Consider the following 14,364-nt stretch of genomic DNA (forward strand, 5'->3'; position numbering starts at 1 on the left):
GATCAGCCTTTCACGCCTGTGAGTGTGATGCCCTCGACGAATACGCGTTGGGCGAAGAAGAAGATGAGGACCACGGGGATGGTGACGAGCATGGTCATCGCCATGGTCAGCCCCCAATCGGTGCCGTGCACGCCGCGGAACGACGCGAGGCCGTATGCGACAGGCCATGACGACGGGTTCTCCGAGGTGTAGAGCAGGGGGCCGTAGTAGTCGTTCCACGAGTTGAAGAACATGAAGATGGCCGTTGCCGCGATGCCGGGTTTGGCCATGGGGAGCACGACCCGCCAGAGCACACCGAATTCGCCGTTGCCGTCGATGCGTGCAGCATCCGCGTACTCGCTCGGGATGGTCAGGAAGAATTGGCGCAGCAGGAAGATCGAGAACGCGTCGCCGAGCAGGTTCGGCAGGATGAGCGGCCACAGCGTTCCGGTGAGGTTCAGTTGCGACCACATCACGTAGATCGGTATGGCTGTGACCTGCGGGGGCAGCAGCATCGCGATGATGATCACGGTGAAGAGCACGTTCGCGCCGCGGAACTTGATCTTGGCGAGGGCGTAGGCCGCCGGCACGCTGGAGATCAGCATGAACAGCGTCGCGAGGATCGCGTAGATCGCCGAGTTGCCGAACCACTGCAGCAGCGGAACCGTCGTGAACACCTTGACGTAGTTGTCCCAGGCGAACGGCTGGGGCCATAGCGAGGCGGTGAGCGTTTGCTCGCTCGACATGACCGAGGTGAGGAACACGAAGACGATCGGCGCGATGAACAGGATGGCCAGCACGATGAGCACGGCATGCTCGGCGATCCAGGCGAGGATGCGCCGGGTGCGCACCGAGCGCGGGCTGGGGATGCGGCGCTTCGGCAGGGCCGGGGGCGCCGCTTGCTCGGGCGCGAGGGTGGCGGAGGTCATTGTGCGCCTTCCGGGGTGAACGCCTTGAAGCGGCGGAGCAGGAGGATGAGGATCACAGCGGCCACGACGAAGAGCAGCACGGCCAGGGCAGAGGCGTAGCCGAGCTGGTAGGTGCCGAAGCCGCGCACGTACAGCCATTGCGTGTAGGTGAGCAGCGAGCCGTCGGGGTAGCCGAGATTGTTGCTGATGCCTTCGCCGATGACCGCTTTGCCGCTGGCGACCCCGGAGGCGACGGCCGCCTCGGTGAAGTATTGGATCGCCGCGATCACACCGGTGACGACCGAGAACAGCAGCACGGGCGCGATGCTCGGCAGGGTCACGTACCGCGCCTTCTGCACTCCGTTGGCGCCGTCGAGCGATGCTGCCTCGTACTGTTCCTTCGACACATCGAGCAGGGCGGCGAGGAAGATGATCATGATGTCGCCCATGACCCAGACGCCCAGCAGCACCAGTGACGGCTTCGACCAGGCGGGGTCGTTGAACCAGAGCGGACCCTGGATGCCGAAGAACTTCAGGATCTGGTTCACCGGCCCGGTGCCCGGGTTGAACAGGAAGACGAACGCCACGACGCTGGCAACGGGTGGCACGAGCGCGGGCAGGTAGAACACGGTGCGCCAGAAACCGGATGCGGTCTTCGCCCGGGTGAGCAGCCCTGCCACCAGCAGGGCGAAGACGATCTTCACCGGCACCCAGATGACCACGAACCACAGCGTGTTGAGGGTCGCGTTCCACACATTCGGGTCTTGGGTGAACAGGTACTCGTAGTTGCGGAGGCCGATCCACTGCGGTGCGGACACGAGGTCGAACCGGGTGAAGGAGTAGTAGACGGAGGCGATCAGCGGGTAGACGAAGAAGATCGCGAGGCCGAGGAGGGCCGGCGCCAGCAGCGCCAGCGTCACCAGCTTCCGTCTGGTGCGGGCCCGCGAGGGGCGGACGGCGACCGCCCGCCCCTCGCGTACAGCAGTGCTCGTCATCGTCACGGACCGGTGGTGAGGGCGAGCGCGTCGTTGATCTGCTTGTCGACGCTCTTCAGGCCGGCCTGGAGGTCAACGCCCTGGCTCTGGTACTTGTTCCAGAAGTCCTGGAACGACTGCTGGTAGCCGGCGCCGAGCGGGCTGGCCGGGGTCGTGGCGACGTTCTTGTTCGTGGCGATGTCGAGGAAGGTGCGGTACTGGTCAGAGACCTCGAGCTTCGGAGACGTGAGCGCGTCGGCCGTCGTCGGCACATTCTTGAGGCCGTTGGCCAGCTTGACCACCGCATCCGTGTCGGTCGTCAGGTATTTGAGCAGCGCCCAGGCGAGCTCCGGGTGCTGCGAGCCCTTCGAGATGCCGATGATGTTACCGGTCAGGTAGCCGCCGCCGTACAACTCGGTGTGGTCGTCCGCCGTCGGGAAGGGCGCGGTGCCGTAGTTCAGCTTCTTGGCCTGGTCGGCGATGAAGGCGGTGCGGTACTCGCCGTCCAGGTTCATCGCCACCTGGCCGGTCTGGAAGGCATTGCCGGCCGAAAACTCCTGACCGAGCCCCGAGGTGAACTTGTTCAGCTTGTCCCAGCCGATCTTGTCGACGTAGGCCTTCTGCCAGGTCATGAGCTCGCTCCAGCCGGGGCTGGAGCTGATCGCGCTCGTGCCGTCGGCTTTCAGCCAGTCGGCGCCCGCGGCGGGGCCGTAGTGGGATGCCGCGTTCTCGTACCAGCCCATCGTGGGGTTGAAGCCGAGGGTCTTGATGGAGCCGTCGGCGTTGTAGGTGGTGAGCTTGTCGGCCATCGACTCCAGCTCGGAGAGCGTCTTCGGCGGCGCGGTGAAGCCGGCCGCCTTCAACAGATCTTTGTTGAAGTACAGGCCGTAGACGTCGGCGAGCATCGGCATCGCGCAGCGGGTGCCCTTGAACTCGGTGTACGACTTCACCGTCGGCGAGAACTGGCTCATGTCGACGCCGTCGCGGTCGATGACCTTGTTGAGGCTGCGGAACGCGCCATTGGAGCAGAAGTTGCCCACGATGTCGGTGGAGTACGACAGTCCGACGTCGACCTTGCTGCCGGTGGCGATGGCCTTCTGCAGCTTCTCGTCGTCTTGGCCCGAGTGCACCTGCACCGTGACCTTCGGGTACTTCTTCTCGAAGTCGTCGACGACCGACTGCACGACGCCGGCCTCGCGGTCGGAGAAGAAGTGCCAGAACGAGACGGTGCCGGAGAGCTCCTTGGGGGTGGTCGACTCGAATGTGGCGCCGCTGCCTCCGCCGGAACAGCCGGCGAGGGTCAGGGCCGCGGCCGCGGTGAGCGCGACAGCGGTGATGATGCGATGGGGGCGGTGTTTCACGGTGGGTTCCTCACTGATTCCGATGCGTGATGGTGCTGTTGGCTAGGGGAGACGAAAAACTGTGGTGCCGGGATGGTTCTGGTGGAGCCGTGCAGGATGCCCGCTAGGCGGAGATCCTGGACACTTCGGCGAAGAGCGCGGTGCGCACTTCGGTGAGCAGATGTTCGCGGGCGCCCCGTAGCACGGGATGCACGGGAACACCGGTGGTGACGACCTTCGACGAGCCCCACGCTTTGCGCAGCTGCTCGCCGACGAGCTCGGCCAGGCGTTCGCCGCCCGCGCTGCCGGTCGGGCCGCCGAGCACGACGAGCTCCGGGTCGAGGAGCGCGAGGACGGGGATGACGCCGACGGCGACCCGAGGGGCCAGCTCGGCGAGCAGGGCCTCCCGTTCGGGCGCTGTCGGCACGGCGTCGATCAGCGCTGCGTATCCGCGGCCGCGCATCCCGAGCCCGCGGGCCAGGCGGGCGACGGTCGGACCGCCGATGAGATCTTGCAGGTCGTCGGCTGCGGGGTCGAGTTCGGCGGCGTTGCGCGGGATCGGCAGGTAGCCGATCTCGCCCGCGCCCCCGGACGCCCCACGGTGGACGGAGCCGCCCTGGTCGACCGAGAGGCCGAGGCCGTCACCCATCCAGAGCAGGGCGAAACCGCCCGTGTCGCGCCCCGCACCGTCGGTGCGTTCGGCGATGGCGGCGAGGTTCACGTCGTTGTCGATGTGCACCGAGAGGCCGAGGGCGTCTTCGAGATGCTTGCGGATGCCCTTCTTCGGCCAGCCGGGAAGCGTCTCGATGAAGCTCAGTTCGTCGGTGCGCGGGTCGAGCGCTCCCTGCACGCCGATGCAGACCGCCGAGACGGTCGCGGTGGCGATGCCCGCCGCCTCGCAGGCGGCGTCGATCGCCGAGCGCACATCGGCGGCGGGGGAGCGATCGCGGGCCGTGCGGGCCAGCGGGGTCGTGGCGATGGGATGCTCGTGGCCGCTCGCGTCGACCACCGTCGAACGCATCTCGTGATAGTCGATGTCGATGGCGACACCGAGCATCCGGTCGGTGCGCACGGCGTAGCTGGCGGCGTTGGGGCCGCGGCCGCCGGAGACTTCGCCGACCGCGTGGATCAGTCCGGCGTTCTCGAGGCGGGAGACCATCTGGGCGGCGGTCGGTTTCGAGAGGCCGGAGAGCTCGCCGATCCGCGAGCGGGTGAGGACCCCGTGTTCGAGCAGCAGGGAGAGGGCGGTGCGGTCATTGGTCTCACGCAGCCAGGAGGGGGTTCCCGGAACCGGTTTCGGCACCATATCGCGCATCCCTTCGTTGGAACGATCCTGCTGCCCGAATGTATCAGGAAAGTTTCTTAATAGTAAAGCCTGTGTTTCTTGGTCGCACTTTCGGCGTCGTCGGAGGCGTGCTCGGCGCTGCTCACGACGGAGCGAGAACGGGCACGACGGAGCGAACTGAGTGTCGACACGGGTCGACGGGTCGACCTCAAGCGGGACGGGCGGCCGCCGATCGGGCAGGTTCGGCGCCGCTCAGCCGTCGCCGCTCAGGCGCAGGCGCTCAACCGAAGGCGCTCAACCGAACGTGCGTGCCCGGTCGGCGAGGTGGTCGAAGGCGGCGTCGAGGTCGCGATCGACCCGCTGGCGCGACGGATCGGCCAGGAACCACTCCACGATCTCCCCGGCACCGTGCGCGAACGGAACCCGGGCCTGGAACTCGGGGACGAGCGCCTTGACCTTGGTGTTGTCGAAGATCATCGAGTGGGCTTTGTCGCCGAGCAGGCCCGGTCCGAGGTCGGGCACGATGGCGGCGATGGACTCGGAGGCGATGTGCACGAGGTCGGCCTCGACGCCGAGCCCTTCGGCCAGATAGCAGTAGATCTGGTCCCAGGTGGGGGACTCGTCGGAGGTGACGTGGAACGCCTCGCCGACGGCCTCCGGGCGGCCGAGCAAGCCCACGAACGCGACAGCGAAGTCGGTGTTGTGGGTGATCGTCCAGAGGCTGGAGCCGTCGCCGTGCACGATGACCGGTGCGCCGCGACGCATCCTGTCGAGGTCTGTCCAACCGCCGCTCGTGGGGATCAGCGTGCGGTCGTAGGTGTGGGAGGGGCGAACGATCGTCACCGGGAAGCCGCGTTCCCGGTAGGCCTCGACGAGGAGGTCCTCGCAGGCGATCTTGTCGCGGGAGTACTGCCAGAAGGGGTTGCGAAGCGGGGTCGACTCGGTCACGGGCAGCCGGGACGGCGGTGTCTGGTAAGCGGAGGCGGAGCTGATGAAGACGTACTGTCCGACGCGGCCCTCGAAGAGGCCGAGATCGGTGCGGATGTGCTCGGGCGTGAAGGCGAGGAACTCGGCCGCGACATCGAAGCTGCGCTCGCCGAGCACCGCGTGCACGCTCTCCGGGTCACGGATATCGGCGTGGAGCACCTCGACCTCGGGCGGCAGCGGGCGGGTGGTCGAGGTTCCGCGGTTGATCACGGTCACCTCGTGGCCCTGCTGCAGCGCGCGGTCGACGCACGCCGAGCTGATGACCCCCGTGCCGCCGATGAAGAGTGTGCGTGTCGCTGCCATCCCAAGCTCCTTCGATCGTCCCCGCGGGTTCTCAGCGTAGCGAGCGGAGGGGCCCGTTCGGCAGTCCGAGATCGTCCGCTCTAGCGGACGGGTCGCAGCGTGGAGGCCGCGAACGATCCGACGACGGCGGTGAGAGCAGCGGCCTTGGCGGCGGCGTTCGCACGGGGCACGATACCGAGGTCGCCGGCGGGGAGCTCGTCCAGTCTCCGTCTCAGCCGCCGGAACGCGTCGATCTGGCGTTCGGCGAGCGCCGGGTCCACGATGTCGCCCAGCCCCGGATGCTGGCGCACCAGCAGGTAGTCGGGGGCTGTGACGAGTGCGACCGTCGGGATCCGCCGCTCGTGCATCGGCTCGCCTTCGCCGAAGTGGATGAGCGCGCTCGGCCGGGAAACCCGCACCGTGCTGCCGTCGGCGTCCGGCCACTCCTGCCTGACCAGCTCGGCCAGCTCGGCGGTGTCGGCATAGAGCAGCTCGGGTATCGTCGCCCCGCTCGCCGGGTCCCGCGCTCCGAGATGCTCGATGGCGAGTGCGCCGACGGCGTGGGTTCCATCGCGCCAGAGCGGGAAATGCGTCTCGAGCCACCCGCTCGTCGCCTGCCCGTGCCGACTGACGGCCGGGATGCGCAGATGACCGCTGGTGAGCACCAGGACCGTCGTGCGCCGCGGCGGATTCTGCAGCAGGTCGCGGGCGATCTCGGTCAGGCCGAGATGCCCGTTCTCCTCCACCGCGTTCGTCCCGTCGCTGTGGCTCACGGCCAACACCGATTCGTGGGCCGACACGGTCCCGGCCACGACAGCCCAGATCGTCTCGGTCTGCACCCCCGGCACGAGCTCCGCCGGCAGGGTCAGGGTCGCCTCGCCGCCGTCGAGGACCGTCCGCGCGGCGGCGCCGGAGACGAAGACCGCGGGGAGGTCCTGGTACGGCAGCGTGAACGGGATGTACTGCTCGGCGGCCTCGTCGTCGCTCAGCCCCCGCCAGGCGAAGACGACCGCAGCGACCCCGGCCGTCCTCGCGCGACGCAGGCCGAGCGAGGCGAGAGTCGTGGGGATGAGCGGGTTGCGCATCCCTCCCCACGGGCGGGCGCGATCCCAGCTGCCGATGAAGTGCCGCGCGTCGATCGTGCGATCGACGACCTCGACGACGGCGATGGCGCCGGTGGCCCGTTTCCATCGGGGGAGCGGGCCGCGCAGCCTCACCAGACGCCCGCTCACGCCATCGACCCCGGTGGTGCCCGAGTACGGCACGACCGACGCGATCGGAACGGGTTGGCCGTCGACGGTCAGCGCGGTGTTCTCCGGCTCGTCCCAGCGGGTGAACTCGTGTGCGTCGCGCCGCACCTCCATTCCCAGGGCGGTCCACTGGGCGGCCACCCGGTCGATGAGCTCGTCGTGCGCGGCCGTTCCGGTGAGCCGCGCCCCGGCGCGCACCAGCTCGTCCAGCTCGGTTCGGATGCGGAGGGTGCGATCGGAAGGGGTCACAGGGCGATTATCGTCGCCCGCGCGTTGTCAGCAAGTGTGCAGGCGACCGCGGAACTTAATGCCGGTCGAACACGTTTCATCCCTGTGAAGGCTCCGCAGCCAGCGGTGCAGATCCGTCAGGAGGACACGTGTCAACCGAATATCAGAAGACGACCGAAGCGGTGTCGCAGTTGACGCCGCAGCAGTTCGCCGTGACCCAGGAGGCGGCGACCGAGCCGGCCTTCCGCAACGAGTTCTGGAACGCCGAGGAGGCGGGGATCTACGTGGACATCGTCTCGGGCGAGCCGCTGTTCGCCTCGGTCGACAAGTACGACAGCCGGTCGGGGTGGCCGAGTTTCACCGCGCCGATCGACAAAGCGAACATCATCGAGAAGAAGGACCGCAGCTGGGGGATGCCCCGGGTGGAGGTGCGTTCCTCGCATGGCGACAGCCACCTGGGGCACCTGTTCACCGACGGCCCGGCCGAGGCCGGCGGGCTGCGCTATTGCATCAACTCGGCCGCACTCCGGTTCATCCCGCTCGCCGACCTCGAAACGGCCGGCTACGGGGAGTACCGTCAATTGTTCGACACTGAGGAGACGACACGATGACCACCACCGAGAAGGCGATCCTGGCCGGCGGCTGCTTCTGGGGGGTGCAAGACCTCATCCGCAAGCGGCCGGGCGTGCTCGACACCCGCGTCGGATACTCCGGCGGCGACGTGCCGAACGCCACCTACCGCAACCACGGCACCCATGCCGAGGCGATTGAGATCGTCTTCGACCCGGAGCAGATCAGCTACCGCGACCTGCTCGAGTTCTTCTTCCAGATCCACGATCCGAGCACGAAGAACCGGCAGGGCAACGATGTCGGCACCAGCTATCGCTCGGCGATCTTCTACGAGAACGACGAGCAGAAGCGTGTGGCGGAAGACACCATCGCCGATGTCGACGCCTCGGGGCTCTGGCCGGGCCCGGTCGTGACCGAGGTGGCGCCTGCCGGAGCGTTCTGGGAGGCGGAGCCGGAGCACCAGGACTACCTGGAGCGCTACCCGGCCGGGTACACCTGCCACTACGTGCGCCCGGGGTGGAAGCTGCCCCGGCGCGCCGAGGTGACCAGCTAGGCGTCGTTCCCCGTCAGTTCGGGCGCGCGCCGACCTCGACGACGACGACCTCGACACCGGCGGCCCGGATGCGCTGCAGTTCGTCGGCATCCGCAGTGCTATCGGTGATGAGCATCCCGATCTCGTCGAGGGGTGCGCATTGGGCGAGCGCGACGCGGCCGATCTTTGACCCGTCGGCCACGACGACGGCGCGCTGGGCTTTGGCGACCATCGCGTGATTGGTTCTTGCCTCGGTCTCGTCGTGCGTGGTGACACCCTCGGCCGCGGTGATGCCGTCGGCGCCGAGGATGGCCGTTCCGACGTTCACGGAGTTGAAGGTGCTCTCGGCGAGTGCGCCCACCAGTTCGAGTGATTGGGGTCGGAGGAACCCGCCGGTCATGACGACGCGCACCCCGGGGAAGGCGGCGAGCAGCCCGGCGATGGTGAGGGAGTTCGTGACGACGGCGATGTCGCGATGAGAGGCCAACTCTCGGGCGACGCCGGCCGTCGTGGTGCCGCCGCAGAGCGCGATGACGTACCGTTCGGCGGGGAGACGCTCGACCATCTCTCGCGCGATGGCGCGCTTCGCCGCCTGAAACCGGGTGTCGCGCAGCGCGACGGGAAGCTCGCGGCCGCGATCCACGGCAGAGGCGCCGCCGTGGGTGCGTAGCAGCAGGTTCTGCGCGGCGAGATCGGAGAGGTCGCGGCGGGCGGTCGCGGCGGAGATCGTGAGCGTTTCGGACAGCTCGGCGAGGCTGATGCTGCCGCGCTCGGACACGAGATCGAGGATGGCGACCATCCGTTTCGCGCGTCGACCGGAGGTGACGTGGGCGAGGAGGGTCTCCGTCGCGGGAGCAACCATCGTCGGTCCTTTCGATGAATCGATCATTGATTATGATCACTTTTGCGTCATTTCGCTCATTCTATTGCGCGAAATACGAAGAGCGTCAGATGATCTCCCCATGTCTCAGATCGTATTCCTCGGCGCGGGAAGCGTCGTCTTCACCCGACAGTTGCTCGCCGACCTCTTCCGTTTCGACGACCTGCCCACCCTCCGGATCGTGCTCCACGACATCGACGCCGAGCGGCTCGAGGTGGCGCGGGGCACAGCCGAACAGGTGGCGGCGCGCTTCGGCCGCACGGCGGAGATCGTGGCGACGCTCGACCGCCGCGAAGCGCTCCGCGGCGCCCGATTCGTGATCGACATGATCCAGGTGGGCGGCATCGACGCCACCCGCAAAGATCTGGAGATCCCGGCGGCGGCGGGCCTGCGACAGACCATCGGCGACACGACCGGTGTCGGAGGCGTATTCCGTGCCCTGCGCACGTTCCCCGTCCTGAGCGGCATCGCCGCCGATATGAAGGAACTCTGCCCGGACGCCTGGTTCCTGAACTACACGAACCCGATGGCGATGAACGTCTGGTGGATGTCGGTCGTCGCACCCGAGCTCAAAACCATCGGCCTCTGCCACAGCGTCTACTGGACGGTGCACGACCTGTGCGAGCTGATCGGTGTGCCGATGGAGGGCACCCACTACCGGGCGGGGGGAGTGAACCACCAGGCCTGGCTCACCGAATGGTCGCGCGAAGGCAAGGACCTCTATCCCCTCCTGCGCGAGAAGATCGACCGGGATCCGGAGCTGCTGCGCCGGGTGAGGGCGGAGATATTCCGGCGCATCGGGTTCTACCCGACCGAGACTAGCGAGCATTCCTCCGAATACCTCTCCTGGTTCCTCCGGTCCGAGGAACAGATCGCGGAGTTCCGCCTGCGCCCGCTCGAATACCTCGGCATCTCGGAGGAGAACGTCGCCGAGTTCGAGCGCGCCAAAGCCGCGCTGGCCGCCGGCGAGCCGTTGGAGCTGGAGGAGGGCGCCGCCGAGTACGCGCCGCAGGTCATCCACTCGATCCTCACCGGAACCGAGCGGATCATTCACGCGAACGTCGTGAACCGCGGCCTCATCGACAACCTGCCCGAGGGGGCAGTGGTCGAGGTACCGAGCATCGTGGACGCCGACGGCGTGCATCCACTGCCGTTCGGGGACGTCCCTTCGGCCGGGGCTGCGCTCAACCGCACCTACCTGTCCGTGGCCGCGCTCACGGTCGAGGCCGCGCGAACAGGCGACCCCGAGCTGGTGCGACGGGCTGTGCTGCTCGACCCGAATGCGAGCTCCTCGCTCACCCCGGAACAGATCTGGGCGCTCTGCGACGAGCTCACCCGTGCGCACGCCGCGCTGCTCCCGATTGCGCTCGGCGGCCTGCTGGAGCCGGGCCGTAGCTGACGGTCGTCGGCCCGCAGTCGATAGATGTCGTATCGATGTCGCTGTAACAAACAATCACAACAAATGAGCGAAATCGACAATTTTGTTGTCAAACGCTCATTGCACACCAATGATGAGTCCAACGCCGGGCGCAGTGCGCACGGCCCATCCGACCGACAGGAACTCCCGTGACACTGATCGCCCGCACGCTGACCGCCCGCGAGATCGACAGCCAGCCCGCCACATGGGCCCGAGCCCTCGCCGGCTCGACCGAGCGGGCGAGGGAGCTCCTCGCTCTGCCCGGTGCGCGGGTGCTCGTGATCGGCTGCGGAACCTCCGCCTACCTCGCGGAGTCGTTCGCGGTCTTGCGGGAGCGTGCCGGGCTCGGCGAGACCGATGCGGCGTACGCGTCGGAGCCGTGGCCGTGGCGAGGCTACGACGCGGTCATCGCGCTCAGTCGTTCCGGCACCACCACCGAGGTCGTCGCGGCCCTGGAAGCGCTGCCGGAGGGGGTGCGGGTCATCGCGGTGACCGGCGTCGCCGACTCGCCGGTTGCCGAGCGTGCGGACGACGTGCTGCTGCTCGACTTCGCCGACGAAGAGTCGGTCGTGCAAACCCGGTTCCCGACGACGTTCCTCGTGCTGGCCCGTGCGGCTCTCGGTGAAGACGTGAGCGGCCTGCCCGCCCAGGCCGAGGCCGCTCTCGACGCCCCGGTCGGAATCGACGTCGCGGCATTCACCCACTTCGTCTACTTGGGCAGCGGATGGACATACGGGCTCGCCCAGGAAGCCGCGCTCAAGATCCGTGAAGCCGCCCAGGCCTGGGCCGAATCGTACCCGCAGCTGGACTACCGGCACGGCCCGCTCGCGGTGGCCGACACCCGTTCCCTCGTGTGGATCTTCGCTGAGGCGGATGCCGGGCTGATCGGCGACATCGAGGCCACCGGCGCCAGCGTGATCGCCGGAACGCACGACCCCCTGGTCGAACTCGTCCTCGCACAACGCCTGGCCGTTGCGATCGCCGAACAGCGCGGGCTCGACCCCGACCGCCCGCGCAACCTGACCCGCTCGATCGTCCTCAGCTGACCCGAGCCCAGCCGCACCGAGAGAGGAACCAACGATGACCACTCCACTCCGCAGACGGGCGCTTCGCACGTCCGTCGTCCTGTCCGCCGCCCTGGCGGTGACCACCCTGGCCGGCTGCAGTGGCTCCCAGGGGGCCACGACCCTCGACACCAAGGCCGCGGTGCAGATCCAGGTCTGGTCCGGGCAGTCCGATGCCGCCGAGAAGGTGATCGAGGGCCTGGCGAAAGAGTTCGAGAAGGCGCATCCCAACGTCACGGTGAACCTGTCACCGGGCGCATCCTCGACCGACCAGCTGCTGCAGAAGCTCTCCGCCGGGTTCGCCGGCAACCAATACCCCGACATGTCATACGCGTTCGGATCCTGGGCGGGACAGCTGGAGGCGTCCGGTCGCACGCTCGACATCTCGAGCGAGGTGAAGAAGCCGGAGGTGAAGTGGGACGAGTTCACCGCGGCCGCCCGCGGAACCGCCCAGCCGACCGGCACCAAAGTGATCGGATTCCCGGCCGTGGTCGACAACATCGGTCTGCTCTACAACAAGACGCTGTTCGACAAGGCGGGGCTCGCCTATCCGACGGCCGACTGGACCTGGGATGACTTCCGTCAGGCGGCGAAGAAGCTGACGGACTCGGCCAACCACATCTACGGGTACGGATACTCCGTCTCCGGCAGCGAGGAGACGACCTGGCAGTTCTGGCCGCACCTGTGGCAGAACGGCGGCGCGATCCAGTCGGAGAACGGAAAGACGGCGGAGTTCGCCTCGCCCGAGGGTGACAGTGCGCTCTCCTTCCTGCGGTCGATGGCCGTCGACGACAAGAGCGTGTACCTCGATCAGACCGACACCAAGTTCGGTCAGCTGTTCGTCAGCAACCGGATCGGGATGATCACCTCGGGACCGTGGCAGCTCTCCGATCTGAAGACCGGCGGGACGAGCTACGGCGTGGTGCAGCTTCCCGGCACGAACGGCGACCACCAGACCGTGTCGGGCCCGGACATCTGGGCGCTGTTCGACCACAAGGACAAGAACCGTGCGTACTGGGCGACCCAGTTCGCCCAGTGGCTGACCTCGGCCGAACAGGACGAACGGTTCAATGTCGCGATCGGCAACCTTCCGCTCCGGACGTCGGAAGCGTCGTCCGACGCGGTGGCGCAGGAGGCGAAGCAGTACCCGGGATACGACGTCTTCGTCGCGAACTCGAAGAACGTCAAGCAGACACGGCCGACGACGAAGGGCTACGCCTCCCTGTCCGTCGCGATCGGGAAGGCGATCTCGTCGGTGCTGCAGGGGCAGGGGGAGCCGAAAGCCGCACTCGAGCAGGCGGCGAAGACCGCCGACGCCGAGATGACCAAGTAGGGGTGGGCGAGGAGGCCACCATGGCAGACACCACCGCACGCCTGGCCGGCCGCCCGGCCACCCCGAAGGCGGCCGGGCCCGGCCGGGTGCGGCGACGGCAGGGGATGCTCTCGGCGCTCACCGGGTGGGGATTCGTCGCTCCGGCCACGATCATCATTCTGGGACTGTCGATCTTCCCGGCGCTCTGGGCGTTCGTGCTCTCGTTCCAGAGCTGGGACGGGTTCAGCCAGGCCACCTGGGTCGGCGGCGAGAACTACTCGCAGCTGATGAGCGATGCGGACTTCGGCAACGCCGTGTGGAACACGGTGGGCTTCACCCTGCTGTTCGTTCCCGCTTCGGTGCTGCTCGGACTGTTCCTCGCGGTGGCGCTGAACCGCCGCATCCGCTGGATGGGGTTCTACCGCACGGCGATCTTCGTTCCGTTCGTGGCGTCGGCGGCGTCGACGGGCATCCTGTCGACGTATCTCTTCAGTCCGCAGTTCGGGCTGGTCAACAACGTGCTGCGGGTGCTGCACCTGCCGCAGCAGGGATGGCTGGACGACCCGCACCAGGCCATGCTGGTCATCGCGATCATGTCGCTGTGGGGATCGGCGGCGTTCACCACCGTGATCTACCTGGCTGCATTGCAGGATGTGCCGGCCGACCTCATCGAGGCGGCCCGCATCGACGGGGCCAATCGGTGGCAGACGTTCTGGCGGATCGTCTGGCCCCAGCTGGCCCCGGTGACCGTCTTCGTGACCATCTGGCAGACGATCCAGGCGATCCAGCTGTTCGACCTCGTCTACACGACGACGAGGGGCGGGCCGCTGGACGCGACGAAGACGATCGTCTACTTCCTTTACGACAAAGCGTTCCACTCGCTGCAGTTCGGGTACGGATCGGCGGCAGCGTACGTGCTGTTCGCCGCCACGCTGCTCGTCACGATCTTCGTCGTCGTCTACTCGCGGCGGAAAGGCTCGGAGGCTTTCTGATGTCGAACAGTGTTCTCGCCGAGGTGGTGACCTCCTCGGAGCAGGTGGCGCAGCGCAGCGCGGTGGAGGGCCGGAATCGCAAACGCTCGCTGAGCGGCTGGCATTTCGTGCTGTTCCCGATCGCGGTGCTGTTCCTCGTGCCGTTCCTGCAGATGGCGCTCGCCTCGTTCTCGCCGGCGAAAGAGCTCGTTGCCTTCCCCCGCCGTTCATCCCGTCCCATTTCACGATCGACGGCTATCTGAAGCTGTTCGGCCAGACCGACATCCTGCTCTGGCTCGGCAACACGGTCATCGTCTCGGGGACCGCGATCGTCTCCAACCTCGTCCTGTGCTCGCTGGCCGGGTACGGGTTCGCCCGGCTCAAG

Annotated in this window: 14 protein-coding genes; 7 read left to right on the plus strand and 7 right to left on the minus strand. The window is 67.6% G+C overall.

Annotation, left to right across the window (positions count from 1 at the left end; genetic code table 11):
• Positions 1–2: 2 nt before the first annotated feature.
• From K5L49_RS18545 to K5L49_RS18570, 6 genes are all read right to left on the minus strand, one after another.
• Positions 3–908: a carbohydrate ABC transporter permease gene (locus tag K5L49_RS18545; protein ID WP_223695014.1), complete on the minus strand. Its 906-nt coding sequence runs from the start codon at positions 906–908 to the stop codon at positions 3–5.
• Positions 905–1,882, minus strand: a complete 978-nt coding sequence (locus K5L49_RS18550; protein WP_223695336.1) for a carbohydrate ABC transporter permease — start codon at positions 1,880–1,882, stop codon at positions 905–907. The genes K5L49_RS18545 and K5L49_RS18550 overlap by 4 nt, the downstream gene beginning before the upstream one ends.
• A gap of 2 nt (positions 1,883–1,884) precedes the next feature.
• Positions 1,885–3,222 carry an ABC transporter substrate-binding protein gene (locus K5L49_RS18555; protein WP_223695015.1) on the minus strand — a complete coding sequence of 446 codons (1,338 nt, stop codon included), beginning with the start codon at positions 3,220–3,222 and terminating at the stop codon, positions 1,885–1,887.
• 103 nt (positions 3,223–3,325) lie between these two features.
• Positions 3,326–4,507, minus strand: coding sequence for an ROK family transcriptional regulator (locus K5L49_RS18560; RefSeq protein ID WP_223695016.1), 1,182 nt, complete (start codon positions 4,505–4,507; stop codon positions 3,326–3,328).
• 273 nt (positions 4,508–4,780) lie between these two features.
• Positions 4,781–5,776: an SDR family oxidoreductase gene (locus K5L49_RS18565; RefSeq protein WP_223695017.1), complete on the minus strand. Its 996-nt coding sequence runs from the start codon at positions 5,774–5,776 to the stop codon at positions 4,781–4,783.
• Positions 5,777–5,856: 80 nt separating this feature from the next.
• Entirely contained in the window at positions 5,857–7,254 is a 1,398-nt protein-coding gene (locus K5L49_RS18570; RefSeq protein WP_223695018.1) for a hypothetical protein, read from the minus strand.
• A 128-nt stretch (positions 7,255–7,382) separates the two neighbouring features.
• Here K5L49_RS18570 and msrB point away from each other — a divergent pair, with 128 nt between their 5' ends.
• On the plus strand, positions 7,383–7,844 hold the full coding sequence (msrB, locus tag K5L49_RS18575) for a peptide-methionine (R)-S-oxide reductase MsrB (RefSeq protein ID WP_223695019.1): 462 nt from the start codon (positions 7,383–7,385) through the stop codon (positions 7,842–7,844).
• A complete protein-coding gene (msrA, locus tag K5L49_RS18580; RefSeq protein ID WP_223695020.1) occupies positions 7,841–8,356 on the plus strand; it encodes a peptide-methionine (S)-S-oxide reductase MsrA in 516 nt (171 codons plus the stop codon). The genes msrB and msrA overlap by 4 nt, the downstream gene beginning before the upstream one ends.
• Positions 8,357–8,369: 13 nt before the next feature.
• Here the strand turns inward: msrA and K5L49_RS18585 are convergent, their stop codons facing one another.
• Positions 8,370–9,197: a DeoR/GlpR family DNA-binding transcription regulator gene (locus tag K5L49_RS18585; RefSeq protein ID WP_223695021.1), complete on the minus strand. Its 828-nt coding sequence runs from the start codon at positions 9,195–9,197 to the stop codon at positions 8,370–8,372.
• A gap of 100 nt (positions 9,198–9,297) precedes the next feature.
• Between K5L49_RS18585 and melA the strand changes: the two genes are divergently transcribed.
• The 5 genes from melA (at position 9,298) to K5L49_RS18610 (ending at position 14,242) form a co-directional block, all read left to right on the plus strand.
• Positions 9,298–10,614 carry an alpha-galactosidase gene (gene melA, locus K5L49_RS18590; RefSeq protein ID WP_223695022.1) on the plus strand — a complete coding sequence of 439 codons (1,317 nt, stop codon included), beginning with the start codon at positions 9,298–9,300 and terminating at the stop codon, positions 10,612–10,614.
• Between the two features lie 167 nt (positions 10,615–10,781).
• Positions 10,782–11,678 (plus strand): SIS domain-containing protein, encoded by an 897-nt coding sequence (locus tag K5L49_RS18595; protein WP_308116568.1) that lies wholly within the window; start codon positions 10,782–10,784, stop codon positions 11,676–11,678.
• A gap of 34 nt (positions 11,679–11,712) precedes the next feature.
• Positions 11,713–13,029, plus strand: a complete 1,317-nt coding sequence (locus tag K5L49_RS18600) for an ABC transporter substrate-binding protein (RefSeq protein ID WP_223695023.1) — start codon at positions 11,713–11,715, stop codon at positions 13,027–13,029.
• 20 nt (positions 13,030–13,049) lie between these two features.
• Entirely contained in the window at positions 13,050–14,000 is a 951-nt protein-coding gene (locus K5L49_RS18605; protein WP_223695024.1) for a carbohydrate ABC transporter permease, read from the plus strand.
• A complete protein-coding gene (locus K5L49_RS18610) occupies positions 14,000–14,242 on the plus strand; it encodes a hypothetical protein (protein ID WP_223695025.1) in 243 nt (80 codons plus the stop codon). Before K5L49_RS18605 ends, K5L49_RS18610 begins: the two co-directional genes overlap by 1 nt.
• Positions 14,243–14,364 lie beyond the last annotated feature (122 nt).

The sequence above is a fragment of the Leifsonia poae genome (assembly GCF_020009625.1).
Lineage (GTDB): Bacteria > Actinomycetota > Actinomycetes > Actinomycetales > Microbacteriaceae > Leifsonia > Leifsonia poae_A.

Excerpts from the sequence above, each read along its gene's own strand:
- K5L49_RS18545 (WP_223695014.1), bottom strand. The coding sequence starts at position 908 with ATGACCTCCGCCACCCTCGCGCCCGAGCAAGCGGCGCCCCCGGCCCTG.
- K5L49_RS18550 (WP_223695336.1), bottom strand. The coding sequence starts at position 1,882 with ATGACGAGCACTGCTGTACGCGAGGGGCGGGCGGTCGCCGTCCGCCCC.
- K5L49_RS18560 (WP_223695016.1), bottom strand. The coding sequence starts at position 4,507 with ATGGTGCCGAAACCGGTTCCGGGAACCCCCTCCTGGCTGCGTGAGACC.
- K5L49_RS18565 (WP_223695017.1), bottom strand. The coding sequence starts at position 5,776 with ATGGCAGCGACACGCACACTCTTCATCGGCGGCACGGGGGTCATCAGC.
- msrA (WP_223695020.1), top strand. The coding sequence starts at position 7,841 with ATGACCACCACCGAGAAGGCGATCCTGGCCGGCGGCTGCTTCTGGGGG.
- K5L49_RS18585 (WP_223695021.1), bottom strand. The coding sequence starts at position 9,197 with ATGGTTGCTCCCGCGACGGAGACCCTCCTCGCCCACGTCACCTCCGGT.
- melA (WP_223695022.1), top strand. The coding sequence starts at position 9,298 with ATGTCTCAGATCGTATTCCTCGGCGCGGGAAGCGTCGTCTTCACCCGA.
- K5L49_RS18600 (WP_223695023.1), top strand. The coding sequence starts at position 11,713 with ATGACCACTCCACTCCGCAGACGGGCGCTTCGCACGTCCGTCGTCCTG.
- K5L49_RS18605 (WP_223695024.1), top strand. The coding sequence starts at position 13,050 with ATGGCAGACACCACCGCACGCCTGGCCGGCCGCCCGGCCACCCCGAAG.
- K5L49_RS18610 (WP_223695025.1), top strand. The coding sequence starts at position 14,000 with ATGTCGAACAGTGTTCTCGCCGAGGTGGTGACCTCCTCGGAGCAGGTG.